The following is a 24,447-nucleotide window of genomic DNA, read 5'->3' as shown; positions in this document are numbered from 1 at the left end:
AAAACCATCGATTGTGCCTCTTGTGTGACAACTGACTAACCCAACGGTATATCCGTTGGGTTTTCTTTTGTATACTAGCCGACTTACCTTTCATAATAATGATCAATAAGCCTTTAAAATGGATAAGAAAAAGCAACGCAGCCTCAATCTTTGGCTCAAGCAGCAAAGCAAACTGGCCAAACGCTGGTTAATGCTTGCTATAGGGTTAGGCGTGATTTCTAGCTTGCTCTTGCTTGGGCAAGCCGCCTTGATCGCCAGCATTCTTCATCAGCTAATCATCGAGCAAGTAGATAAACAAACGTTAATCACACATTTCGGCTTACTGGCCATGACCATTGCACTGCGCGCAGGCTGCTCATGGGCGAGAGAAATGGCTGGATTTCGTGCAGGCCAAGAGATCAGAACCTACATTCGGCAACTGATCTTTAATAAACTTCGTGATTTAGGTCCCGCCTACATTAAAGGTAAACCTGCCGGTGCATGGGCAACCTTAACGCTCGAACAAGTCGAAGAAATGCATGATTTTTTTGCTCGTTACTTACCACAAATGGCTTTGGCTGTATTGATCCCTTTTATCATTTTAGTGGTGGTATTCCCAGTCAACTGGGCAGCAGGGTTAATTTTCTTGATCACCGCTCCGCTTATTCCGCTATTTATGGCTTTAGTGGGCATGAAAGCCGCTGATGCAGGCAAGAAAAATTTTAAAGCGCTGCAACGATTGTCCGGTCATTTTTATGATCGTTTACAGGCCATGACGACGATCCGTTTATTTGATCGTACTCAAGCAGAAACTGAGCAAATGCTTGGCGCTTCGGAAGTGTTTCGTAAACGAACCATGGATATCTTACGTATTGCCTTCTTATCCTCTGCAGTATTAGAATTTTTTGCATCGGTCTCGATTGCTATCACCGCGGTTTATTTTGGCTTTAGCTTTATTGGCGAGCTCAATTTTGGATATTACGGTACTGGCGTGACTCTATTTGCTGGATTATTTATTTTGATCCTTGCACCAGAGTTTTACCAGCCTCTACGTGATTTAGGTACCTTTTATCATGCGAAACAACAGGCGATTGCGGCTGCTGAAAGTATGGTGGATTTCTTAAGCATTGATATCAAACAAGTCCAATCGGGTCATCAGGTTATGGACAATCCCTCTTCTATCGAGATTATTGCCAAAGATTTATTGGTATTAAGTCTAGAAGGCAAAACCCTCGTTGGCCCGATCTCTTTTCAATTAGCCCATGGTCAAACCACGGCGTTAGTGGGGCCCAGTGGCGCGGGTAAAACCAGCCTAGTCAATGCCCTGCTCGGCTTTATGCCCTATCAAGGTAGTTTAACCATCAATGGTACAGAATTAAGTCAAATCGACCATGCCTCTTGGCGAGCCTTGATCAGTTGGATTGGACAAAACCCGCTTTTAGTTCACGGAACCATTCGTGACAATGTCACTTTGGGTAAAGAAAGCGTTGACGATAAACAGTTAAATCAAGTGCTGGATGATGCCTTTGCTCGTGAGTTTGTCACCTCACATGGACTGGATTACCCCATTAGTGATCGATCTGGTGGCTTATCGGTTGGTCAAGCTCAACGCTTAGCACTGGCTAGAGCAATGTTACAAAACGGTAAATTCTGGCTCTTAGATGAGCCGACCGCTAGCTTAGATGCACAAAGTGAGCAGCTAGTGATGCGTAGCTTAACGCAACAAATTAGTGACAAAACAGCGCTGTTTGTGACTCATCAACTCGAACCTCTACGCTCTGTCGATCAGATCTTAGTGATGCAAGAAGGGCAGATCGTTCAACGGGGTGATTTTCATCAACTCAGTCAACAACCGGGACTCTTTTCTCGCCTGCTTAGTGCAAACCAAACCAGAAAAGATGCCGATAAGGGGAATTTAGATGCGTGAATTATTACCTTATCTCAAACTGTATAAAAAACATTGGTTTGGCTTATCACTGGGTATGTTATTGGCCTTTTTTACAGTGTGTGCGTCTATTGGCTTACTGACTCTATCTGGATGGTTTTTATCGGCGGCAGCGGTAGCAGGATTAACCATTGCCAGAGAAACGTTCAACTATATGCTACCTGGGGCTTTTGTCCGCGGATTTGCCATGCAGCGTACTGCTGGACGTTGGGGTGAGCGAGTGGTTAGCCATAATGCCACCTTTAAGCTATTGACCGATCTTCGCGTATTCTTTTTTACTAAATTAGCCCCCTTAATTCCGGGACGAATCAATAATCTGCGTGATGCGGATTTGCTCAATCGCTTAGTCGCTGATATTAACGCGATGGATCATGTCTACCTAAGACTGATTAACCCTGTAACCGTTGGTGTTTTTGGTATTGGTGCATTAACCGCCCTACTTTGCTGGTTTGATATGAGCTTAGGGTTAACGTTAGGCGCTATCTTACTGACGTTACTGCTCGTTTGGCCGCCGCTGTTTTACCTGCTCGGTAAACGAAATGGTCAAGCACTAACAGAACATAAAGCACAGATGCGTATTGCGACTCTAGACTGGCTGCAAGGCTATAGTGAACTGGTTATTTTTAATGCTGAACAGCGCTACCGTAGCGCGATTTTCACAGCCCAAGACAAGCTGTTATATAACCAAAAGATCAATACCCATTACACCGGACTTGCGCAAGCCCTCTTGCTTCTCGCTAACGGCTGGGCATTGCTACTCATGCTTTGGTTAGCGGCAGATGGCGTCAATGGTCAGGCTCCCGATCCGATGATTGCCTTAATGGCCTTTGCAACCATGGCCAGCTTTGAATTACTGATGCCGATTGCTGGTGCATTTCAATATTTAGGTCAAACCCTAACCTCCGCCCGTCGCTTGAACGAAGTCATCCTGAGTGAGCCCGAGGTTGTTTTTCCATTGTCATCGACTCAGCATTCTGAGCAATTGGATATCCAATTTAATTGCGTCAGCTTCGCTTATCCTGACACCACGAAAACTGTGGTTAATCAAATTAATCTAGCCATCCCAGCTGGAAAAAAAGTGGCGATTGTCGGTCAAACTGGATCGGGGAAATCAACACTCATTCAGTTGCTGTGTCGTTATTGGGATCCATCGCAAGGAGAAATCTCTATTGGTGGCACTCGCTTGCAAAATTGGCAAGAGAGCGATTTACGCCGGGCCATAAGTGTCGTTAGTCAACGAGTGGATATTCTAAACGGAAGTTTGCGCGATAATCTTCTGATGGCTAAACCTGATGTTACTGACGAAGAATTACAACAGCGACTTCATCAAGTCGGACTGGAAAAATTATTGGATGGTCCAGGGCTAGATACTTGGCTTGGTGATGGTGGACGTCAGCTCTCCGGTGGTGAAAAGCGCCGGATTGGTATCGCGAGAGCACTGCTTCATAATGGAAAAATTTTGCTGCTTGATGAGCCGACTGAAGGTTTAGATAAACAAACTGAACAACAAATTATGGCGCTACTGCAATCTCATTTCGCGGATAAAACGGTTATTTTTATCACTCATCGCTTGGTTGATCTTGAATCGATGGACACGATTTGCCTGATTGATCAAGGAGAAATTGTAGAGCAAGGCCATCATAACCAACTACTCGCTCAACAAGGTCGATACTTCCAACTGCAACAAACTTTATAACTAATCAATAAACAACGTATTGAATAGCATAGTTATTACTATATTATATGGTTTTTATTCTCGCCCTACATAACGTAGGGCGACTTATTTCAATCATAACTAAGCCCTCTTTAATCTCGGTTTATTGACGATTCATCGTAGGGACACAACGGAGTTGACAGTGAAAAAACTGATTCTTGCCGCGGCAATTACTGCCACGGCAGCGGCGGGTGGCTATTTTTACCATCTTGATTCTAAAGCCAATACTGATCTCGATCCTTTATTAACACTTATTCCAGCCGAATCGGCTTTTGTCTCTTTCACTACCGAAGAGTACGATCATTATCAATACTTACATGCTTTCGGTTATGCCCAAGAGAGTTTATACGACTATTTTGATGATAGAGAGTTCACTGCAGAACAAGCGTTTATTATTGATTATCTTGATGGTTATTTACAAAGTGCGGTCGATAAACAAACACTGAAAAACTACCTCGGCACACCAGATAGCATTCAGCCTATCATGTATACCTTAGGCTTAATTCCTGTATACAAAATTCAGCTCGAAAACAGTGACACGTTTTGGCGAACCATCTCACAAGTTGAACAAGAAACTGGAGCCACCTACCAAACAGGTCAGTTAGGTGAGGTCAATTATCGTCGTTATCGACTCACTGAAGAAGGGGATGAAGATATTGGTCTGATCATTGCGGTCGACAATAAAATCGCTACCTTTACGCTTGATATTCCCATGTTAGGTGAAGAAAATCCGCTTAAATTAGCGTTGGGCATTGAAAAACCTCAGCTCTCTTTTGCGCAAAGCGATCGTTTTAGTAAGCTAAAAACTAAGTATGGAAAACAATACAGCAACTATGCCGACTTAGATCATCAAGCGATTATCCAAGGCCTCACTCAACCAGGAAGTAACCGTATTGCTCGTCAACTAGAGGCATTGCAACAACAAACCTCTGAACCATTTCTTGATGAGCTTCGCCACCCCAATTGTCAAACAGAGCTAGCAGCCATTGGCCGTAACTGGCCACGCACTGTCGGGCTTGCTGAATATAGCATGCATAATGGGCAAGCGGCGATCAAGGGTAAATTGGTCATTGAAAGCCATAACCAAGTGATCATTAATGCACTCAAAGCAATACGTGGCTTTTTACCTGAAGTGACCGATCCTCAAGAGCGTATTTTTTCTATCGGCCTTGGTTTAGATATTTCAAAATTAGCCACTTCTGTTGGTAGTATTTGGAATGACCTACGCCAACCAAGCTACTCTTGTGAGTTTTTGGCTGATTTTCAACAGAGTTTAGGCGATGAAAATCCAGCAGCAATGCTAAGTCTAGGAGCAAGTATGCTTGGCAGTGTAAAAGGTATGCATTTTGCGCTGAATGATCTGTCCTTAGATACAGAACATCCTTTTGGCCCACAATTGGATAAACTCGATTTTCTCTTCACTCTTTCAGCAAATCAACCTGAAAACCTCTTACTCAGTGCTCAAATGTTCGTACCCGAATTAGCACACTTGGCGCTTGAAGCCAATGGTGAACCAATGGATCTGTCGACACTGGTGAGTGCTGAAACGGGTATACAAACACCGTTATTTGCTCGTCTTAATGATAAACACCTTGCTCTGTATTCTGGCGCCCAATCAGCAACCTCCGCAGAAGCTATCTTAAAACAACCATTAACGTCTAAAGGACTGTTTCAGTTTGATGTTAATATGCCACGTTTTATGGAAGCAATGCGATTAGCCGCAGAATTCAGTGACGAAGAGCTTCCTGAAGAGTTAATGCATGGTGCAACGAGTAACACGGTTACTCAGTTTATCATCGACATTAACGATAACGGCATTGTACTTGACTATCATCAATACTCAGCCAAACCTGTACAATAATCATCTTCATTACTATAAAAATCCCGAGCATTGCTCGGGATTTTTATATTTAACTGTATCTGGATTGGCGACTTTTATTATCAAGCCAGCGACCGAATAACAATAAGTAGACTTAACCTTGGCGACGTGGCGCTTTCGCTTTACCGTTCGGCGCCCGAGTACCTTGACGGCTACTCTGCTCTTGTACGCTATTACGGGTACTTGAACCCGGCTTGCGACGACCACGTGTAGGTGCATTACCTGTCGAACCACCTGTCGTTGTCCCGTTAGTTACTCGGCTTTTCGGTTTAGCGGTAGTGGTCGTGATTCGCTCTTCATGACGTTTCACCGCTCGACGGATCTTCTGGCTACGTGAACGCTCACGTTTGCGTGATGTATTATCTTTCGATTCATCCAGCATGGTTTCTTTTTCTGGACGCAGTTCTACTAAATCACGTAAGTAGTTAACTTGCTTAAGATCCAACTCCGCCCAACCGCCACGTGGTAATTTCTTATCTAAGAAAATATCGCCATAACGAACGCGTTTCAAACGACTGACGGTGGTTCCTTGCGATTCCCACAAACGACGCACTTCACGGTTACGTCCCTCGTTAATCACCACATAGAAGGTATGGTTCATCCCTTCACCACCAGCATACATCACATCTTCAAAACGAGCCATGCCGTCTTCAAGCTGCACACCGCGCACTAAGTTACGAATTTTTTCTTCATTGATTTCACCAAAAACCCGCACTAAGTATTCACGTTCAACCTGACGACTTGGGTGCATCAAACGGTTAGCCAGTTCACCATCAGTAGTGAACAGCAATAAACCAGAGGTATTGGCATCAAGACGCCCAACTGAAATCCAGCGTGAGCCACGAATTTTTGGCAAACGATCAAACACGGTACGACGGCCTTCCGGATCGTGACGAGTACACAACTCACCTTCCGGTTTATAGTAAGCCAGCACACGACAGATCACTTCTTCTGGTGCTTTAGCAGAAACGGCATGCCCATCAATACGTACTACGGCGGTTTCATCTTCTAGACGTTCACCGAGTATAGCTACCTTGCCATTAACACTTACACGTCCAGCTCGGATCAGAGCTTCAAGCTCTCGACGAGAACCATGACCAGCACGTGCTAAAACTTTTTGTAACTTTTCGCTCATTTATCTACCTATGATGTCGTCTTCTCAGACGTCGAATGACAATATGCGATCTTAAAATCGCGGTCGAATATTATTGCAAATAATCCAATAAAAAGCACTCGTTTTGTGACTGATACGATCATTGAAATGGGGTTGGGTCACCCGCACCTAAGCGTGCAACAACCATTTCGTCCTCACTGAAATCAATCACCGTCGTAGGTTGCTCTCCTAAGTAACCACCATTGAGAATCACATCCACGACGTGCTCTAAACGATCGCGAATCTCTTCTGGGTCAGACTCGGTTGTTTCTTTACCAGGCAAAATCAATGAAGTGGACATCAAAGGCTCACCTAAAGCTTCTAATAAATCGAGAGCAATTTTATTATCGGGTACACGAATGCCAATCGTTTTGCGTTTAACATTCATTAAACGACGCGGCACTTCTTTAGTCCCTTTAAAAATAAAGGTGTAAGGCCCTGGCGTATTATTTTTGAGCAAACGAAACGCTGTGTTATCTACCCGTGCGTATAACGACAGCTCCGATAAATCACGACACAAAAGCGTGAAGTTATGCTTATCATCTAAACGGCGAATTTGACAAATCCGCTCTAAGGCCTGTTTGTTTTCTAATTGACAACCCAACGCATAACCAGAATCGGTGGGATAGACAATAACACCACCGCTACGAATAATGGCGACCGCTTGATTAATCAAACGCGCTTGTGGATTTTCAGGGTGAACATAAAAAAATTGACTCATGATTATTCCTCTTCGCTGAGTCTCACGACTCTCTGGTTTGGCAGGTGTTGCCACGACTCCCAAACCGCTGCTACGCCCGCTGGCAACCAAAGATTCCGACCAAGCTCCATCCACGGAGAGGGGTAATGAAAATCACTGCCTTGCGATGCGAGTAAATTAAAATGGATGGCGTAATCACCAAGAGTGCGCTTTTCTTGCGGCGCTTGCTGAGGCTGAGCGACTTCCATAGCATCTCCTCCCGCTTCAACAAATGCGCTAATTAAGCGCTTAAGCCATTTCGCCGTCAAGTCATATCGCCCAGGATGAGCTAAAACCGCTTGCCCCCCAGCGGCGTGAATCGCGGCAATAGCCTCACTCATGCTGCACCAAGTCGGTGGTACATAACCGGGATTATTACGGGTTAAGTATTTCTTAAACACCTGCTGCATGGATTTAACATAGCCTTGATCGACAAGCCATTTAGCAAAATGAGCACGTGTAATCGGCGCATCACCAGCAATTTGCTTAACTTCATCGAGCACACCATCTCGAGTCGCTTTGGCGAGTCGCTCAGCGATTAATTCAGCCCGTCCAACGCGATGCTGTTTTTGCTCAGCAATTAATTGAGTCAGAACCATATTCTCAGGATCAATATTTAAACCAACAATGTGAATATCTTTATTTTGCCATACGGTAGAAAACTCAATACCGTTGATTAAGGTAATTGGATGTTGCCCAGCGTCAATATAAGCTCGGGCTGGAGCTAAACCGTCGATCGTATCGTGATCGGTGATTGCCAATACATCAACATTAAATTCTAACGCGCGGTCAATCAATTGCTCAGGGCTAAATCGACCATCTGAAGCCGTGGTATGACTGTGGAGATCTATTTTCATATCTATTGCCTGTTATTTAGGCTTGACTTTTCGCTCTCGAACTAGTTAACTAGTACGCAAATACAAAAGCACCGTATTAAGGCTTCCTATGTTACAAGAATTTAACCAAAACTATAATCACAATTTTAGTGCAGCTTCTGCTGAACTCACTTGGTGGCGCACTTGGACACGTTCTTGGTGGGCAACGGTGTACTTTTAAATCGAATACACAATCAAAGCCCGCCGATACTGAGCGGGCTTTTTTATTGACTCCGGTCGCTGACTTTCACTATACCCTAGCAATACAACAGACGACGATTGGGTCAAATACAGGATTATGCGAGTATGCAAAGCAGGAAGAAACCTATTCATCAAGGAGGCTTTATGAACAAAGCCATTGAGGTTAAACAGCAAGGAAAACTTGAGGTTATTGAAACCACCTTGCCTTACACACAAGATCCAACGCGTTTATTCCATGCCTTGTGTGCCAATAAAACCGACTGCTTATTACTTGAATCCGCGGATATTGAGTCAAAACAAGACGTCAAAAGCTTGTTGCTGATTGATGCCGCGGTACGCATTACTTGCGTAGGTCATAGCGTCACCTTTCTCGCCTTAACCGATAACGGCAAACAACTGATCGAGTTACTCAGCAATAACCTTGCTGCTAACGTTTGCCATCAGTTAGACCATAATAATAGCTTAACTCTGAACTTTGCTCCGCTCAGTGATCAATTAGATGAAGATTCACGCTTGCAAGAAGCCAGTGTATTTGATGCCTTGCGCTTGGTGCAACACAGCTTTGATCTGAGTGAACAAGATAAATATGCAATTTTCCTCGGCGGCTTATTTGCTTATGACTTAGTGGCCAACTTCGAGCCTTTAGGCAGCGCAGAAGCTCTCGATCAATGCCCAGATTATGTGTTTTATGTCGCTGAAACCTTAATGGTGATTGATCATAAAACTGAGCACTGCCGCTTACAAGCGACGCTGTTTAGCGCCCATCAAGAGCAGCGCCAACGCTTAACAACTCGCTTACAAACCATTGCTAGGCTTAGCGCAGAATCAACACCGCTGCCGCCAGCGCAAACCGTTGCTGAGATCAATGTCACCAGCACACTTTCAGATGCGGAGTTCTGCAACACAGTGGATTACTTGAAAACCTTGGTTGTGCAAGGTGATATCTTCCAAGTGGTTCCCTCTCGCCGCTTTCGATTGCCTTGCCCATCACCACTGGCCGCGTATAAAAAGCTCAAAGAAAGCAACCCGAGTCCGTACATGTTTTATATGCAGGATGCGGACTTTACTCTGTTTGGTGCTTCACCAGAAAGTGCCTTGAAATACGCCACAGAGACTAACCAAGTAGAAATTTATCCGATCGCTGGCACCCGCCGCCGCGGTAAACGCGCCGATGGATCCCTTGATCATGATTTAGATAGCCGTATCGAACTTGAACTGCGCGCTGATAACAAAGAGAACGCTGAACACATGATGCTGGTTGATCTGGCAAGAAATGATGTGGCGCGCATTGCCGAAGCTGGTAGCCGTCACGTGGCTGATTTATTAAAAGTTGACCGTTATAGCCATGTGATGCATTTGGTCTCTCGCGTTGTCGGTCAGTTGCGTCGTGATCTCGATGCCCTACACGCTTACCAAGCTTGTATGAATATGGGCACGCTAACGGGAGCACCGAAAATCCGTGCCATGCAAATTATCCGTGAAGTAGAAAAAACCAGACGTGGCAGCTATGGCGGCGCGGTGGGTTATTTAACCGGAGAGGGTGATTTAGACACCTGCATCGTCATCCGTTCAGCGTATGTGGAAAATGGCATCGCACAAGTACAAGCTGGAGCCGGCGTTGTTTATGACTCTGATCCGCAATCTGAAGCCGATGAAACACGTAGTAAAGCTCAAGCCGTGATAGCGGCGATTCAATCCGCGCATCAGGAGTAACCCTATGGCGAATATTTTGTTTGTCGATAACTTTGACTCATTTACCTACAATTTGGTTGATCAGTTTCGTACCTTAGGTCATCAAGTGACCATTTATCGTAACCACATTGCGGCGCAAACCATTGAACACGCCATCACGCAACTGGATACCCCTTTGCTGGTATTATCACCAGGACCTGGTGCGCCATCTGCCGCAGGTTGTATGCCAGAACTATTACAACGCTTAAAAGGTAAAGTGCCGATCATTGGCATTTGCCTTGGCCATCAAGCGATTATTGAAGCCTATGGCGGCACCGTTGCGGGTGCCGGTGAAATCGTACATGGCAAAGTGTCCATGATGGAACATCAGCATCACGCGATTTATGGCCAGTTACCCTCACCGATGGCTATCGCCCGTTATCACTCACTGGTCGCAACTCAAGTCCCTGACTGTTTAACTATTACGGCAAAAGTAGATGGTTTGGTGATGTCTGTTGTCCATGAACAAGACAAAATTTGTGGTTTTCAGTTTCATCCTGAGTCCATCATGACCACCTATGGCGCTACATTGCTTGCCAATGCCATTGATTGGGCGCTGAGCAAATAAGTTCAACCACGATGCTCCGCCTAATTTTATACACAGATTGATAGGGATATTTTATGCAACACATCATCGATAAACTGTATGCCCAGCAGTCACTTTCACAATTGGAAAGTCAGCAGTTATTTGACCTCATCATTCGTGGTGAACTTGACCCCATTTTAATGGCAGCAGTCTTAACCGCTTTAAAAATGAAAGGCGAAACACCGGATGAAATCGCTGGCGCGGCGCAAGCTTTGCTTGCTAACGCTGAACCGTTCCCACGTCCAGACTATGACTTTGCCGATATCGTCGGTACTGGTGGTGATGGTGCGAATACTTTTAATATTTCCACCACTGCCGCTTTTATCGCCGCTGCCTGCGGCGTGAAAGTCGCCAAGCACGGTAATCGAGGCGTTTCCAGTAAATCGGGCTCTTCTGATCTGTTAGACTCGTTTGGTATCAACCTTGCGATGAGCGCTGAGCAAACTCGTCAAGCCATGGATGAGTTAGGCGTGGCTTTTTTATTTGCACCTCAATATCACAAAGGGGTTCGCCATGCGATGCCCGTGCGTCAAACTCTGAAAACACGCACCATTTTCAATATCTTAGGGCCTTTGATTAATCCGGCTCGGCCATCGATCCAACTGATGGGCGTTTACAGCCCTGAGCTCGTGCTACCCATCGCGCAAACCATGTTACAAATGGGGCTGCAACGTGCTGCCGTAGTACATGGCAGCGGTCTGGATGAGGTCGCTATTCATGGTGAAACTTTAGTTGCAGAAATTCGCCATGGTGAGATTATTCAATATACCTTGACCCCTGAAGATTTTGGCCTCGATTCATACCCTCTCTCAGCTATTCAAGGGGGTGAGCCGGCAGAAAATCGCGCCATTATTACTCATCTTTTAACAGGGAAAGGTAGCGATGCTCAACTGGCGGCGGTTGCGGTGAATGTCGCACTGCTACTACGCCTGTTTGATCGTGACGATCTCAAAGCGAACGCCCAGTTAGCCATCGACGTGATGAACTCGGGTAAAGCGTTTCAACTGGTTCAACAATTAGCACAAAGAGGTTAAATTCTATGTCTGAGCAACTCTCTGAACATATTTCAATCCAAGATACTCAGATGGCCGAAGTATTAGCTAAAATCGTGCAAGATAAGTACCTCTGGGTGGAACAGCGCAAAATCAAACAACCGCTGGCGAGTTTTCAAGCCTTGCTGACACCAGCCGATCGCTCATTTTATGACGCCCTCAGCCCAGATAAGACGCGCTTTATTTTAGAATGTAAAAAAGCCTCGCCTTCGAAAGGGTTGATTCGCGAAGATTTTGATTTGGATTATATTGCCTCGGTTTATCATCAATACGCGGATGTGATTTCCGTCTTAACCGATGAAAAATATTTCCAAGGCAATGTCGAGTTTATCCCGCGCATCCGGGGGCAAGTGAGTCAGCCAATCCTGTGTAAAGATTTTATGGTTGACCCTTATCAAGTGTATTTGGCTCGTCATTATGGCGCTGATGCGATTTTATTGATGTTATCGGTACTTGATGATCAGCAGTATCAGCAGTTAGCTAGGATTGCTCACCAACTGGGCATGGGCGTATTAACCGAAGTCAGTGATCACGCTGAACTAACGCGTGCCATCAACCTAGAAGCTAAAGTGATCGGCATTAATAATCGTAACTTGCGCGATCTCTCCACCGATCTCAATCGCACTAAACAGTTAGCGCCTTTATTACCCAAAGGGGCCATCATCATTTCAGAATCGGGGATCTATCACCATCAACAAGTGCGTGATCTCGCCCATTATGCCAGTGGCTTTTTAATCGGCAGCTCACTGATGGCCGAACAAAATCTTGAACTGGCGACGCGCAAAATCATCCTCGGTGAAAATAAAGTCTGTGGCTTAACCCATGCCGATGATGCCGCCAAAGCCTATCAAGCTGGCGCGGTCTTTGGCGGGTTAATTTTTGTCGCTAAGTCGCCACGTTATATCACTATCGAACAGGCTCGGCTCGTCATGAGCGGCGCACCTCTGCATTACGTAGGGGTATTTCAAAATCACCCGCTGCAAGAGGTGGTCGATATTGCGCAGCAATTATCACTCAAAGCGGTACAGTTGCATGGCGATGAAGATCAAGCTTACGTTGACCAATTAAGAATGCAATTAGCCAATGAGATTGAGATCTGGAAAGCCTATGGCGTCAGTGATAGCAAACCAACAACTCTGCAACAGCATATTGATCGTCATCTGTTTGATAGCCAAGTCGGTGCTCAATCAGGTGGAACAGGACAGGCTTTTAACTGGCAACTGCTCGATGAGGTCAATAACGTAATGCTCGCGGGAGGAATTGGCCCAGACAACGCGCAACAAGCGGCAAGCCTTGGCTGTTTAGGGTTAGATCTGAATTCAGGGGTAGAAAGCCAACCGGGTAAAAAAGATCAACATAAACTGAATGTAGCATTTTCTGCCATTAGGCATTATTAATCAACAGCTTGAGCATGACTAATAGCCCAAACCACCCGCCATTATAGCCGTGGTAAAGTGCTACCGGTAAGAGAATCATGCGCAACCAATAACAAGATAAAGGATATCACTCATGGCAAAACTTAATGCCTATTTTGGCGAATACGGTGGTCAATATGTACCACAGATTTTAGTCCCAGCCCTAGATCAGTTAGAACAAGCCTTTATTGATGCGCAGGAAGACCCTGACTTTCGCGCTGAATTTATGTCCTTGTTGCAAGAATATGCCGGTCGCCCAACGGCGCTGACCCTCACTCGTAATCTCACTAAAGGTACCAAAACCAAGCTATACCTAAAACGAGAAGATTTATTGCACGGCGGCGCGCACAAGACCAACCAAGTTCTTGGTCAAGCCTTGCTGGCAAAACGGATGGGCAAACATGAAATTATCGCCGAAACCGGCGCCGGCCAACACGGAGTAGCCACCGCGCTCGCTTGCGCGCTGCTTGGACTGAAGTGTCGGGTTTACATGGGAGCCAAAGACGTTGAGCGGCAAAGCCCCAATGTCTTTCGCATGAAACTCATGGGCGCCGAGGTGATCCCCGTTCATTCTGGTTCAGCAACCTTAAAAGATGCCTGTAATGAGGCGCTACGTGACTGGTCTGCCACTTATGAAACCACCCACTACTTACTCGGTACTGCGGCAGGCCCGCACCCTTTCCCGACCATAGTCCGTGAATTTCAACGCATCATTGGTGAAGAAACTAAGCTGCAAATTTTGGCTCGTGAAGGACGCTTACCTGATGCAGTATTAGCCTGTATCGGCGGCGGCTCAAACGCCATTGGTATGTTTGCCGATTTTATTGATGAAGCTAACGTGCGTTTGATTGGTATCGAGCCAGCAGGGAAAGGCATTGATACCCATCAACACGGCGCGCCACTCAAACACGGTAAAACGGGGATCTTTTTTGGGATGAAAGCGCCATTAATGCAAGACTCTTATGGCCAAGTCGAAGAATCCTATTCGATTTCTGCTGGATTAGACTTTCCATCCGTTGGCCCGCAGCATGCGCACCTGAATGCCATTGGCCGCGCCGAATATGAAAGCATTACCGATGATGAGGCGTTAGAAGCGTTTCAATCCATTGCGCGTAACGAAGGCATCATCGCGGCTTTGGAATCCTCACACGCGCTCGCTTATGCGATCAAAATGGCGTATGCCGATCCATATAAAGAGCAGTTACTGGTGGTCAATTTATCTGGTCGTGGTGATAAAGATATTTTCACCGTCCATCAATTATTAGAAGAGCGAGGCGCACTATAATGGATCGTTATCAACATTTATTCCAACGTTTGGCTGCGCACAATCAAGGCGCTTTTGTTCCGTTTGTCACCATTGGCGACCCTGAGCCACAGCAGTCTCTGCGCATTATGCAAACCCTAATCGAAGCAGGAGCCGATGCATTAGAGCTGGGTATGCCATTTTCAGATCCCTTGGCTGATGGGCCCACTATTCAAGGTGCGAATATTCGCGCGTTAGCATCCGGCACCACCCCCGATCAATGCTTTGAGCTGATTAGCACCATTCGAGCACAGTATCCTGATTTACCTATTGGTTTATTGATGTATGCGAACCTCGTTTACGCTCGTGGTATTGACAATTTCTATCAACGCTGCCAACAGGCCGGTGTTGATTCAGTCCTGATTGCTGATGTCCCCACCAATGAAAGTGCTGAGTTTGTCGCCGCGGCGAAAAAATACGCCATTCATCCGATTTTTATTGCGCCACCCACCGCCAGTGATGAGACCTTGCAGTCCGTTGCAGAGCTCGGTAGCGGCTATACCTACCTGTTATCTCGCTCTGGAGTAACCGGCACGGAAACCAAAGCCAATATGCCGGTCCACGCGTTATTAGAGCGCCTTAACCAATTTTCAGCGCCTCCAGCGCTACTTGGTTTTGGTATTTCTGAGCCAGATCAAGTGAAACAGGCCATTGAGGCTGGCGCTGCTGGGGCGATTTCTGGCTCGGCGGTAGTAAAAATTATCGAGCAACATCTTGCCGAGCCCGAAGTGATGCTGGACGAACTGAAAACTTTTATTTCGGCAATGAAAAACGCCACTCTACGCGATAACTAATTATCCGCTAAGCACTTAGCGTTTCACTGAGGCGGCCTTATGGTCGCCTATTTTTTCGCTTCCTTTTATCTACAAACCCAGTCTATTTTTCTCTCATTTCCTCTTCTGGCGACAAATGTGAACTGACTCCAAGTATTCACTTTTCATCCTTCAATTTACGTTCCAATTCGGAAATCCCGATTGTTAAACAAGATTTAATCGATATAAACGAGACGAATATTTTCACAGTCAACTATCATAGGCTCAGATGTTGAGTTTTTACTCTGACAATGCCCAAGACCAATGTTGATAGAAGACTTAACGTTTCATTAAACGACTAGATTGAAACTATCGGCTATAGCAATACTAAAAAAATAACAATGGAAGAATGACAATGTATAAAAGGATTAAATATTTTCTCACCAGTGATCCTGCCAGTGGTATCTTACTCCTGCTTGCCGCTATCACCGCACTTGCCATCGCTAACTCACCACTACAACACTCTTATCAACAATTTTTAAACTTTTATGTTTTTGGGATCAGCGTCAGTCATTGGATCAATGATGGCTTAATGGCTTTATTCTTTTTAATGATTGGCTTAGAAGTAAAACGTGAGTTGATTGAGGGATCATTAAATAGTCGCTCAAAAGCCATGTTACCAGCAATGGCCGCTTTAGGTGGCATGCTATTCCCTATCGCTATCTTCTTGTTTTTTAATTATCAAGATCCGATTGCCATCAATGGTTGGGCAGCTCCAGCTGCGACAGATATTGCTTTTGCTTTGGCAATTCTAAGCTTACTCGGTAAACGAGTGCCAGTTGAATTGAAAGTCTTCCTGTTGGCTTTGGCCATTATTGATGACTTAGGGGTGATTTTTATTATTGCTTTATTCTATAACAGTGAGCCTTCAGGCATGATGCTGCTGTTCGTCCTCACTATCAGTTTGTTTTTATTCTTTTGTGGCAAGAAGCAATTTTCCTCTCTCGCGCTGTATTTTGTTTTATTCCTTGTGCTTTGGTTTACCGTTTACCACTCAGGCATTCACGCCACACTCGCTGGTGTTATCGCTGGTTTCTTGATTCCCCTGACTTGTCGAGCAGGAAAGAGCCCGGCGAAACGGGTTGAGCATTTATTGAACCCTTATGTCGCATTTTTAATCTTACCGCTGTTTGCCTTTGCCAACTCTGGTGTCACGTTTTCATCGATTAATATCGTCAGTAGTAACGCACACTTACCGCTCGGCATTGCGCTAGGATTATTTGTCGGAAAACCTATCGGTGTCTTCTTGTTCAGTTGGTTAGCGATTAAGCTTGGAGTCGCTCAACTGCCCCCTACTGTCAACCTACGCATGATTCTATCGGTAGCGGTACTGTGTGGGATTGGTTTTACTATGTCTATTTTCATTTCCACTCTCGCGTTTACCGCAGAACAAAGTGCGATGGTCGATTACGCCAAAATCGGTATTTTGATGGGCTCAACCGCTTCAGCCATCTTGGGGTTTTCTATGTTAATCAAGGCGCTTCCAGTATCAACGCCACACATTGTCACTAGCCAAGCCAGAGTAAGTGAGTTGCAACAAAGCCGAATTAAATAATCATGGTTACTTCTATACTCAAACCACTTGGAATGATAATTAGGCGCTAACTGAGTGAACCCCCAATCATATAAATAAACGATGTGATTGGGGTAAGCCAACACCACGGCGAGAGATTATCTGTTTTGCTTTAGTGATTATTTCGCTAGACTGTCGCCATCGTCTCCTTTTGGGCCTCATCTGATAATGAAACAACTGCTCGACTTTATTCCGCTGATTATTTTCTTCGTACTATTTAAGCTTTACGATATCTATATCGCCACTGGCGCGCTGATCGCCGCAACCGCACTGCAAGTGCTGCTCACTTATTTTTTAGTCAAAAAAGTCGAAAAAATTCAGCTGATCACTTTTGCTCTTGTGGCTATTTTTGGCGGCATGACCATCTTCTTACATAATGATAACTTTATAAAATGGAAGGTGACTATTGTCTATCTGGTGTTTGCTATCGGACTTGCTATCAGCCATAAACTGGGTAAATCAGCGATTAAAGGTATGCTTGGCAAAGAAATTTCACTACCGAATGATATTTGGGCCAAAATCACTTGGGCATGGGTAATGTTCTTCATTGTTTGCGCCCTCCTCAACACTTACATCGCCTTTCAACTTTCGTTAGAAGTCTGGGTTAACTTCAAGGTATTTGGCTTACTTGTCGCAACGTTTGCCTATACTTTACTCACTGGTTTTTATATCTATAAGCACCTGCCTAAAGAACACAATGATGCTGAGTAGTATCACGGTCGAACGTCATAGGTTAACGCTTTTGAGCTTGATCCTTTTTTAAGGGTATAATCTGATCTCTTTTTTCAGCGACCGTTTTGGTCGCTGTTTTGTTTATTGTGGATGTCGAAAATGAATCAGGATGCACACTCTCCTAAAGGCCAGCTATTATTAAGAACCCTAGCCATGCCCGCCGATACTAATGCTAATGGTGATATCTTTGGTGGCTGGATTATGTCACAGCTCGATCTTGCGGGTGGTATTCTCGCTAAAGAAATTTCCAGCGGACGTATTGTCACCGTCTCTGTATCGAGTATTACTTTTAAAAAACCGGTTAAAGTTGGTGATGTGGTGTGCTGTTATGGTGAATGTACTAAAATTGGCCGAACCTCGATGTCAATTAATCTTGAAGTGTGGGTAAAACCTATCAAAGAAGATGGGGTACTTGATCGCTTTCAAGTTTGTGAAGCCACGTTTAATTATGTCGCGATTGATGCAGATGGTCGGCCTCGAGTAATAAAACATAGAGGCGCGTGATCACATAACTAAGGATTAATGATATTAATCCTTAACGGGCATTTTCAAATTGGTTTACTTTCAGTACATTAACATCAATCTATACTGACCCAAACGAAAGTGATGAGTAGATGGATAATCTACTTTTACACACGAACAAGGATATTAATATGTGGTACGTGATTTTTGCTCAAGATGTGCCTAATTCTCTTGCATTGCGTCTCAGTGCTCGCCCTGCTCATTTAGCCCGTTTACAGGAATTACGCGATGAAGGTCGGCTACTTACTGCAGGCCCGATGCCTGCCATCGATGCAGAAAACCCCGGAGAAGCGGGATTCACTGGCTCAACAGTGATTGCTGAATTTGAATCTCTACAAGCCGCCCAGCAATGGGCCGAAAGCGACCCTTACGTTGCGGCGGGCGTTTATGCTCAGGTGATCGTCAAACCCTTCAAAAAAGTGTTTTAATTATGAATAAATCCATATTGTCCTGTGTAGGACTAACAATGCTACTGTTGGCTGGTTGTAGTTCAACCGCTGATCAACAAAAACACCTAGAATTGCTTGCTGCTAATCGCGCCAGCGTATTAAACGCCGAACTCCCGATTGAACAAGGCCCTCTCACTATCATGCGTGCCAGTGCTAAAGGCACCATGATTGAAATGATGATGATTTATAACAACGATCAACAAGGAGCGACTCCGATTAATCAAGTGATGCAATCCAGTTTACAACGGTTTTGTTCAACACCTGATATTCGTGCCAATCTTGATGTGGGGATCAGTTATCGCTTTCTGGTTCGTAATCCGCGAGGACAAACCATGGTTGACCAATCGATGACAAAAAGTGGCTGCCAATAAAAGCCAAATTCGAATTTCCTATCGATAGGTATCCATTCGTAGGTAAACTCAAATAAACAAGGTCTCACTATTCAGGTAGACCTTGTTTCCCTTAACACGTCAGCGCTTCTTGCTGCTCAATAAATAACGGGGATAAATCAATATATTTACCCAAATCTCGGCATTTAATGCTTGGCATGTAGGGGATTTCGCCTAATTTCGGGGCATCAATCCGATGCTCTAGTAATTGAATAATATCTGCATAGTGCTCGGTTCCAGGATTGACTCGATTCGCCACCCAGCCAACTATCTTTAATCCATCTGCGCGAATACTTTCAGCAGTTAATAAAGCGTGACTTAAACAACCCAGTTTGATACCAACGACTAAAATCACCGCTAATTGCTCTGTCTGCACCCAGCTAGACAAACTGTCCTTATCCGATATAGGAACCCGCCAGCCGCCAGCCCCCTCCACGAGTACGACATCAGCATGAGATTGTAACTTGACTAACTTTTCGCTCAATAGAGTAGTATCTATGGTTACTTGCTCATGCTTGGCGGCAATATGAGGCGAGGCAGGTAAAGCTAACGGATAGGGATTAATATCTTCATACGGCATTTTTACTGTTGCTGCTTGCAACAAATGTAAGGCATCGCCGTTACGCATTCCTTCTTCTGTCTGTTCGCATCCAGCCGCCACTGGTTTATAGCCTATGGTAGACAAACCACGAGCGGCCAATGCTTGCAAAATTGCTTTTGAGGCCACGGTCTTACCCACATCGGTATCCGTACCGGCAATAAATATTGCGTTAATCATCGCTGTAATACCCCTAAACAAACTTGATACGTTGCAGGTAAAAGCCCTTGCTTACCAGCAAACTGCTGATAGGCTTGTTCTACCTGAGCAAGCGTGTGGCGACTCGTTAGCCCTTGAGATCGGCCATGGATATGGGTTGCCCCAATGCCTTTTAGATCGCGCATTAATTGATAAGCGCTCTCATACCACACGGTTATTGTCGGTAAGTCTAAGTGATATCGCGTAAAGTCAGATTGCGCTAACGCAAGGTTTATCTTATTCACATCCGCAAAGCGTTTAACGTGTTGATGTACATCAACCTTCTGCCACGCTTGTTCTAACTCGGTTAATGATCCAAACAATAAAGTGGAAAATCTTGCTTGTCCTTGAGGTTTGAGAATGCGATGAATTTCTTGCAGCGGAACGACTAAATCCTCACACCACTGCAAGGCTAAACTCGAAAACACCAGATCAAAGTGAGCAGCTTTAAAGGGGAGCGCCTCTGCATCAAGCTGTACATAGTGCATTCGATAATGCCCACAACGCTGTTTAGCCTGATACAACATTGCTGATGAAAGATCCGCACAGACGACAGTCGCCCCCCGTGATCGCAGTTGCTGAGCGAAATAACCCGTACCACATCCCAAATCCAGCACCTGCCAATCAACCAGTTGTTTGGGCAAAGTGTCCAATAACCGTTGCCCAACATCACGTTGAAAAGCCGCATATTGATCGTAACGAGATGCCGCTTTGCTGAAGGCTTGAGCAATGGCTTTTTTCGTTGCCCCTTGCTCAGTGTGCTCTACCCCAACCGCGAGGTTCATAATTGCCCCTCCATCGCCATCATTAAAGCGTCAGCCAGCTTTGTGACTTGTTGGGCACTATGATTCGCCGTTAAAGTAATGCGCAATCGCGCCTTATTCGCAGGGACAGTAGGAGAGCGAATCGCACTGAGCCAAATTCCATGTTCACGCAGACGATCGGCGACCGTGATAGCAAGTTGGTTAGTTCCGAGTATCAATGGTTTGATTGGCGTTGCCGTGGCAACAAACCCAGCGACATCAGCAAGCTTCTGATCATAAATAGCAGAAAGCTCTTGTAGCTTCTCTCGTCGCCACTTTTGTTGCTGCACCATCTGAATCGAGTGACAAAGCGCATAAGCTTGTGCTGGCGGCATCGCCGTAGAGTAAACATGATGACGAGCAAACTGGGTTAGATAATCGCCCAACGCCTCACTGCATAAGATTGCCGCTCCCGATAAGCCAAGCGCTTTACCAAAGGTGACGACCAAAATGTCGGGTTGAATTCCGGCTTGTGCGCAGCTTCCTCGGCCTTGCTCGCCCAAAACGCCAATCCCATGTGCATCATCCACCATAAGCCATGCTCGTTGATCAATATGCTGCTGGATTGCTGATAAGGGAGCCATATCACCATCCATACTAAATACACCTTCAGTGACCACCAAACTGCGGTTTGATGAATAGGTGCTCAACAGTTGACTAAGATGTGCAATATCGTTATGCCGAAAACGGCGTAATTGAGCAGCAGAAAGTAAGCCAGCTTCAATTAACGAGGCATGATTAAGCTTATCTTGTAATAGCAGATCGCCCTCCTCTAGTAAGGTGAACAGCAGGGCTTGATTGGCACTAAAACCAGAGCTAAACAAAACCGCCCTCGCATAGCCTAGCCACTCACAAAGCATGGCTTCAAGACGCTGATGAGCAGGTGAAAAACCTGTCACTAATGGCGACGCACCACTGCCAGCACCATAACGAGCTAAGCCTTGTTGCCACGCTGCGACTAATGATGGGTCACTCGCTAATCCTAAATAATCATTACTTGCAAAATGATCATACTTTCGCCCAGCGTGAACTAATTGCGCTGAATCTGTGGTTTGTACTGCAGACAATTGGCGGGTTAAGCCTTGTTGGTTTCGCTCATTGAGCGCACGATCAATCCGTTGCTCAAAGGCTAGCATCGTAAAATAGATCCGTATGACTTGGTCTTGATGCAACACGTTCAATCACTTGATCGAGCAGAGCGTTTTCTGTCACTTGATCCGGTTTTTGAATCGCTTGTTGACGGTTAATACCTAACTTATTAAACAGTTGCAGATCACTGTCTTCAGCAGGGTTTGGTGTAGTTAATAATTTGCAACCATAGAAGATTGAGTTGGCACCAGCCATAAAACAGAGTGCCTGCATCTGTTCATTCATCTTCTCTCTCCCTGCGGATAAACGCACCGCAGATTTCGGCATCATGATCCGTGCAACGGCAATCAAACGAATGAAATCAAATGGTTCCACTTCTTCAGCACTGGCGAGTGGCGTTCCTTGCACTTTAACCAGCATATTGATCGGCACACTTTCAGGCTGAGTCGGTAGATTAGCCAGCTCAACTAATAGACCAGCACGGTCATGAACACTTTCTCCCATACCGATAATGCCACCAGAACAAATCTTCATACCAGAGTCACGAACATGCGATAAGGTGTCTAGTCGGTCTTGATAAGTACGGGTGGTGATAATGTTGCCGTAAAATTCAGGAGAGGTATCCAGGTTATGGTTGTAATAATCTAATCCTGCTTGCGCTAACTCTTGCGCTTGTTCAGCGCTGAGCATGCCTAACGTCATGCAGGTTTCCAGCCCTTTTTCTTTGACACCAGCAATCATCGCCTTGAGTAATGGCATATCACGCGCTTTGGGGTTTTTCCAGGCTGCTCCCATACAAAAACGAGTTGATCCTGATTGCTTGGCTTTTTCCGCCGCGTCTAAAACACGCTCTACTTCCATAAGTCGCTCTTTATCAACATCAGTCCGATAATGAGCACTTTGTGGACAATATTTGCAATCTTCCGGACAAGCCCCAGTTTTGATCGACAATAAGGTACTGACCTGAACATGGTTATGCGGATGAAACTGACGATGAACTTGCTGCGCAGTAAATAACAAATCCATAAATGGTTGATCAAGCAGCGCAGTAACTTCCGCCCTTGTCCAATTGTGACGAACTTCCACGTGTAATCCTTAGCAATGTGCCTTGCTTGGTGACATTTATGCGCTGTAGTCTACTGAAGCGACACTGACTGTCAACATACAAATCGACCACAGGTTTACAATAGAGTGCAAATAGACCATTATTGATGGCCTATTTTCTTATTCTTATCCTATTCCGTACCATTTATGTTTGGTCCAATGTTTAACCAAGGTTAAACTGTAAACCAAAGATTAATAATAATATTTACAACAGATGACTTTAAGCTCTCACTTAAATATGGACTTTTCATGGATTTAGCCTTTGATCGCCAACATATTTGGCATCCCTATACATCAACCATTAACCCGCTAACTTGTTATCCTGTCACTCATGCCCAAGGCGTTACACTCTACTTAGAAGATGGTAAAGGATTGATTGATGGCATGTCGTCTTGGTGGGCAGCCATTCATGGTTATAATCATCCGGCTTTAAATCAAGCGGTGCATCAGCAAGTGGATAAAATTGCCCATGTCATGTTTGGTGGCCTCACTCATCAACCAGCGATTGATCTCTGTAAACAGCTATTAGCATTAACACCTGATAATTTGCAGCACGTGTTTCTCGCCGATTCCGGCTCAGTGGCCGTGGAAGTCAGCCTAAAAATGGCGCTACAGTACTGGCACGCCAAAGGTGAACGACGCTCGAAGTTTCTTACCCTACGTCATGGCTATCATGGTGATACCTTCGCCGCGATGTCAGTGACTGATCCTGATAACTCAATGCATAACCTATATAAAGGCTTTTTACCTGAGCACATTTTCGCTGATTCACCAAAGACTGGTTTTTATGATCGTTGGCAAGAGTCTGATATCGACGATTTTCGCAGCAAGATTGCGCTCCATCATCAACAGATTGCCGCAGTGATCCTAGAGCCTATCGTTCAAGGGGCTGGCGGAATGCGTATCTATCATCCGCAATTTCTGCGTGAAGTACGCCGACTTTGTGATCAGTATAATGTGCTGTTAATCGTTGATGAAATTGCTACCGGTTTCGGAAGAACAGGGAAATTGTTTGCCTGTCAGCATGCAAACATACAGCCAGATATACTGTGCCTTGGTAAAGCCTTAACTGGTGGCTATATGACGCTTGCGGCAACATTAACCAGCAAAGCAGTCGCCGACACCGTTTGTAGTAGTGAAGCAGGATGCTTTATGCATGGGCCAACGTTTATGGGTAACCCTTTAGCTTGTGCCGTCGCTTCCGCGAGTCTCGCACTGATTGCCAAAGGAGATTGGCAAACGCAAGTGGCGAATATTGAAAACCAATTTGCCGAGCGTTTACCCAGTTTTACCGCCTATCGGCACGTCAAAGACTTACGCTGGCTTGGTGCTATTGGCGTTATAGAAACCCACCACCCTGTTAACATGAGCGTAATTCAAGCGTTGTTTGTCGAGCTTGGCGTATGGATCCGCCCTTTTGGCCGCTTAATATATTTAATGCCACCTTATATTAGTAACGCTAAAGATATTAATAGCTTATTAGATGCTATCGAGATGGCTGTGCAAAATGACGCCTGTTTTCAACTAAGTTAGCACTGATCGAACACTCGTTTTAAGCGATAGCGTATTACTTCGCGTCCAACAAAAAACCGACGCGTTGGGCGTC

General features: G+C 45.2%; 23 protein-coding genes and 1 other annotated feature. Of the genes, 16 read left to right on the top strand and 7 right to left on the bottom strand.

The window, feature by feature from the left end; all coding sequences use genetic code 11:
• Positions 1–118 precede the first annotated feature (118 nt).
• The 3 genes from cydD to AACS00_RS06260 all read left to right on the top strand — a co-directional run bounded on the left by cydD (position 119) and on the right by AACS00_RS06260 (position 5,499).
• Entirely contained in the window at positions 119–1,906 is a 1,788-nt protein-coding gene (cydD, locus tag AACS00_RS06270) for a heme ABC transporter permease/ATP-binding protein CydD (RefSeq protein ID WP_110166842.1), read from the top strand.
• A complete protein-coding gene (gene cydC / locus AACS00_RS06265; protein ID WP_110166841.1) occupies positions 1,899–3,620 on the top strand; it encodes a heme ABC transporter ATP-binding protein/permease CydC in 1,722 nt (573 codons plus the stop codon). The genes cydD and cydC overlap by 8 nt, the downstream gene beginning before the upstream one ends.
• Positions 3,621–3,780: 160 nt before the next feature.
• Positions 3,781–5,499, top strand: coding sequence for a hypothetical protein (locus AACS00_RS06260; RefSeq protein WP_110166840.1), 1,719 nt, complete (start codon positions 3,781–3,783; stop codon positions 5,497–5,499).
• Between the two features lie 112 nt (positions 5,500–5,611).
• Here the strand turns inward: AACS00_RS06260 and rluB are convergent, their stop codons facing one another.
• The 3 genes from rluB to rnm all read right to left on the bottom strand — a co-directional run bounded on the left by rluB (position 5,612) and on the right by rnm (position 8,266).
• Positions 5,612–6,652: a 23S rRNA pseudouridine(2605) synthase RluB gene (gene rluB, locus AACS00_RS06255; protein ID WP_110166839.1), complete on the bottom strand. Its 1,041-nt coding sequence runs from the start codon at positions 6,650–6,652 to the stop codon at positions 5,612–5,614.
• A 118-nt stretch (positions 6,653–6,770) separates the two neighbouring features.
• A complete protein-coding gene (locus AACS00_RS06250; protein WP_072669272.1) occupies positions 6,771–7,391 on the bottom strand; it encodes an L-threonylcarbamoyladenylate synthase in 621 nt (206 codons plus the stop codon).
• Positions 7,392–7,393: 2 nt separating this feature from the next.
• On the bottom strand, positions 7,394–8,266 hold the full coding sequence (gene rnm / locus AACS00_RS06245) for an RNase RNM (RefSeq protein WP_110166838.1): 873 nt from the start codon (positions 8,264–8,266) through the stop codon (positions 7,394–7,396).
• 88 nt (positions 8,267–8,354) lie between these two features.
• Here rnm and AACS00_RS06240 point away from each other — a divergent pair, with 88 nt between their 5' ends.
• The 12 genes from AACS00_RS06240 to AACS00_RS06185 all read left to right on the top strand — a co-directional run bounded on the left by AACS00_RS06240 (position 8,355) and on the right by AACS00_RS06185 (position 19,031).
• The gene (locus AACS00_RS06240) at positions 8,355–8,465 is read left to right on the top strand and encodes a Trp operon leader peptide (RefSeq protein WP_110166837.1); all 111 of its coding nucleotides are present in this window, start codon (positions 8,355–8,357) and stop codon (positions 8,463–8,465) included.
• Positions 8,412–8,512 (top strand) — a sequence feature (Trp leader region). It overlaps the preceding gene by 54 nt.
• A 117-nt stretch (positions 8,513–8,629) precedes the next feature.
• Complete coding sequence (locus AACS00_RS06235; RefSeq protein ID WP_110166836.1) at positions 8,630–10,198, top strand: anthranilate synthase component 1; 1,569 nt, start codon at positions 8,630–8,632, stop codon at positions 10,196–10,198.
• A 4-nt stretch (positions 10,199–10,202) separates the two neighbouring features.
• The gene (locus AACS00_RS06230) at positions 10,203–10,784 is read left to right on the top strand and encodes an aminodeoxychorismate/anthranilate synthase component II (protein WP_110166835.1); all 582 of its coding nucleotides are present in this window, start codon (positions 10,203–10,205) and stop codon (positions 10,782–10,784) included.
• Positions 10,785–10,837: 53 nt separating this feature from the next.
• On the top strand, positions 10,838–11,836 hold the full coding sequence (trpD, locus tag AACS00_RS06225) for an anthranilate phosphoribosyltransferase (protein WP_110166834.1): 999 nt from the start codon (positions 10,838–10,840) through the stop codon (positions 11,834–11,836).
• A gap of 5 nt (positions 11,837–11,841) precedes the next feature.
• Entirely contained in the window at positions 11,842–13,251 is a 1,410-nt protein-coding gene (gene trpCF, locus AACS00_RS06220) for a bifunctional indole-3-glycerol-phosphate synthase TrpC/phosphoribosylanthranilate isomerase TrpF (RefSeq protein ID WP_110166833.1), read from the top strand.
• A gap of 112 nt (positions 13,252–13,363) precedes the next feature.
• Positions 13,364–14,554, top strand: a complete 1,191-nt coding sequence (trpB, locus tag AACS00_RS06215) for a tryptophan synthase subunit beta (protein ID WP_110166832.1) — start codon at positions 13,364–13,366, stop codon at positions 14,552–14,554.
• Positions 14,554–15,366, top strand: coding sequence for a tryptophan synthase subunit alpha (trpA, locus tag AACS00_RS06210; RefSeq protein WP_110166831.1), 813 nt, complete (start codon positions 14,554–14,556; stop codon positions 15,364–15,366). Before trpB ends, trpA begins: the two co-directional genes overlap by 1 nt.
• 373 nt (positions 15,367–15,739) lie before the next feature.
• On the top strand, positions 15,740–16,939 hold the full coding sequence (gene nhaA / locus AACS00_RS06205) for a Na+/H+ antiporter NhaA (RefSeq protein WP_072669280.1): 1,200 nt from the start codon (positions 15,740–15,742) through the stop codon (positions 16,937–16,939).
• A gap of 186 nt (positions 16,940–17,125) precedes the next feature.
• Positions 17,126–17,668, top strand: coding sequence for a septation protein A (locus tag AACS00_RS06200; RefSeq protein WP_110166830.1), 543 nt, complete (start codon positions 17,126–17,128; stop codon positions 17,666–17,668).
• A gap of 120 nt (positions 17,669–17,788) precedes the next feature.
• A complete protein-coding gene (gene yciA, locus AACS00_RS06195) occupies positions 17,789–18,193 on the top strand; it encodes an acyl-CoA thioester hydrolase YciA (protein WP_072669282.1) in 405 nt (134 codons plus the stop codon).
• A 149-nt stretch (positions 18,194–18,342) separates the two neighbouring features.
• Positions 18,343–18,639 (top strand): YciI family protein, encoded by a 297-nt coding sequence (locus tag AACS00_RS06190; RefSeq protein ID WP_110166829.1) that lies wholly within the window; start codon positions 18,343–18,345, stop codon positions 18,637–18,639.
• Between the two features lie 2 nt (positions 18,640–18,641).
• Positions 18,642–19,031 carry a GspS/AspS pilotin family protein gene (locus AACS00_RS06185; RefSeq protein WP_110166828.1) on the top strand — a complete coding sequence of 130 codons (390 nt, stop codon included), beginning with the start codon at positions 18,642–18,644 and terminating at the stop codon, positions 19,029–19,031.
• Positions 19,032–19,122: 91 nt separating this feature from the next.
• Here the strand turns inward: AACS00_RS06185 and bioD are convergent, their stop codons facing one another.
• Genes bioD through bioB form a run of 4 tightly spaced genes read right to left on the bottom strand, consistent with a single transcriptional unit; the run spans position 19,123 to position 22,823 of the window.
• Positions 19,123–19,827, bottom strand: coding sequence for a dethiobiotin synthase (bioD, locus tag AACS00_RS06180; protein ID WP_110166827.1), 705 nt, complete (start codon positions 19,825–19,827; stop codon positions 19,123–19,125).
• Positions 19,824–20,630: a malonyl-ACP O-methyltransferase BioC gene (gene bioC / locus AACS00_RS06175; protein ID WP_072669286.1), complete on the bottom strand. Its 807-nt coding sequence runs from the start codon at positions 20,628–20,630 to the stop codon at positions 19,824–19,826. The genes bioD and bioC overlap by 4 nt, the downstream gene beginning before the upstream one ends.
• Entirely contained in the window at positions 20,627–21,784 is a 1,158-nt protein-coding gene (gene bioF, locus AACS00_RS06170) for an 8-amino-7-oxononanoate synthase (RefSeq protein WP_072669287.1), read from the bottom strand. Before bioF ends, bioC begins: the two co-directional genes overlap by 4 nt.
• Positions 21,771–22,823 carry a biotin synthase BioB gene (gene bioB, locus AACS00_RS06165; protein WP_072669288.1) on the bottom strand — a complete coding sequence of 351 codons (1,053 nt, stop codon included), beginning with the start codon at positions 22,821–22,823 and terminating at the stop codon, positions 21,771–21,773. Before bioB ends, bioF begins: the two co-directional genes overlap by 14 nt.
• A gap of 267 nt (positions 22,824–23,090) precedes the next feature.
• Between bioB and bioA the strand changes: the two genes are divergently transcribed.
• Positions 23,091–24,374, top strand: a complete 1,284-nt coding sequence (gene bioA, locus AACS00_RS06160; RefSeq protein ID WP_110166826.1) for an adenosylmethionine--8-amino-7-oxononanoate transaminase — start codon at positions 23,091–23,093, stop codon at positions 24,372–24,374.
• The last annotated feature ends 73 nt before the right edge of the window (positions 24,375–24,447 follow it).

The sequence above is a fragment of the Vibrio sp. 11986-1-5 genome, from assembly GCF_963878025.1.
GTDB lineage: Bacteria > Pseudomonadota > Gammaproteobacteria > Enterobacterales > Vibrionaceae > Vibrio > Vibrio injensis.
This window is presented reverse-complemented; position numbering and strand designations above follow the sequence as displayed.

Coding starts and splice junctions, on each gene's coding strand:
- cydD (WP_110166842.1), top strand. CDS start 119: ATGGATAAGAAAAAGCAACGCAGCCTCAATCTTTGGCTCAAGCAGCAA.
- cydC (WP_110166841.1), top strand. CDS start 1,899: ATGCGTGAATTATTACCTTATCTCAAACTGTATAAAAAACATTGGTTT.
- rluB (WP_110166839.1), bottom strand. CDS start 6,652: ATGAGCGAAAAGTTACAAAAAGTTTTAGCACGTGCTGGTCATGGTTCT.
- AACS00_RS06250 (WP_072669272.1), bottom strand. CDS start 7,391: ATGAGTCAATTTTTTTATGTTCACCCTGAAAATCCACAAGCGCGTTTG.
- rnm (WP_110166838.1), bottom strand. CDS start 8,266: ATGAAAATAGATCTCCACAGTCATACCACGGCTTCAGATGGTCGATTT.
- AACS00_RS06240 (WP_110166837.1), top strand. CDS start 8,355: ATGTTACAAGAATTTAACCAAAACTATAATCACAATTTTAGTGCAGCT.
- AACS00_RS06235 (WP_110166836.1), top strand. CDS start 8,630: ATGAACAAAGCCATTGAGGTTAAACAGCAAGGAAAACTTGAGGTTATT.
- AACS00_RS06230 (WP_110166835.1), top strand. CDS start 10,203: ATGGCGAATATTTTGTTTGTCGATAACTTTGACTCATTTACCTACAAT.
- trpD (WP_110166834.1), top strand. CDS start 10,838: ATGCAACACATCATCGATAAACTGTATGCCCAGCAGTCACTTTCACAA.
- trpCF (WP_110166833.1), top strand. CDS start 11,842: ATGTCTGAGCAACTCTCTGAACATATTTCAATCCAAGATACTCAGATG.
- trpB (WP_110166832.1), top strand. CDS start 13,364: ATGGCAAAACTTAATGCCTATTTTGGCGAATACGGTGGTCAATATGTA.
- trpA (WP_110166831.1), top strand. CDS start 14,554: ATGGATCGTTATCAACATTTATTCCAACGTTTGGCTGCGCACAATCAA.
- nhaA (WP_072669280.1), top strand. CDS start 15,740: ATGTATAAAAGGATTAAATATTTTCTCACCAGTGATCCTGCCAGTGGT.
- AACS00_RS06200 (WP_110166830.1), top strand. CDS start 17,126: ATGAAACAACTGCTCGACTTTATTCCGCTGATTATTTTCTTCGTACTA.
- yciA (WP_072669282.1), top strand. CDS start 17,789: ATGAATCAGGATGCACACTCTCCTAAAGGCCAGCTATTATTAAGAACC.
- AACS00_RS06190 (WP_110166829.1), top strand. CDS start 18,343: ATGTGGTACGTGATTTTTGCTCAAGATGTGCCTAATTCTCTTGCATTG.
- AACS00_RS06185 (WP_110166828.1), top strand. CDS start 18,642: ATGAATAAATCCATATTGTCCTGTGTAGGACTAACAATGCTACTGTTG.
- bioD (WP_110166827.1), bottom strand. CDS start 19,827: ATGATTAACGCAATATTTATTGCCGGTACGGATACCGATGTGGGTAAG.
- bioC (WP_072669286.1), bottom strand. CDS start 20,630: ATGAACCTCGCGGTTGGGGTAGAGCACACTGAGCAAGGGGCAACGAAA.
- bioF (WP_072669287.1), bottom strand. CDS start 21,784: ATGCTAGCCTTTGAGCAACGGATTGATCGTGCGCTCAATGAGCGAAAC.
- bioA (WP_110166826.1), top strand. CDS start 23,091: ATGGATTTAGCCTTTGATCGCCAACATATTTGGCATCCCTATACATCA.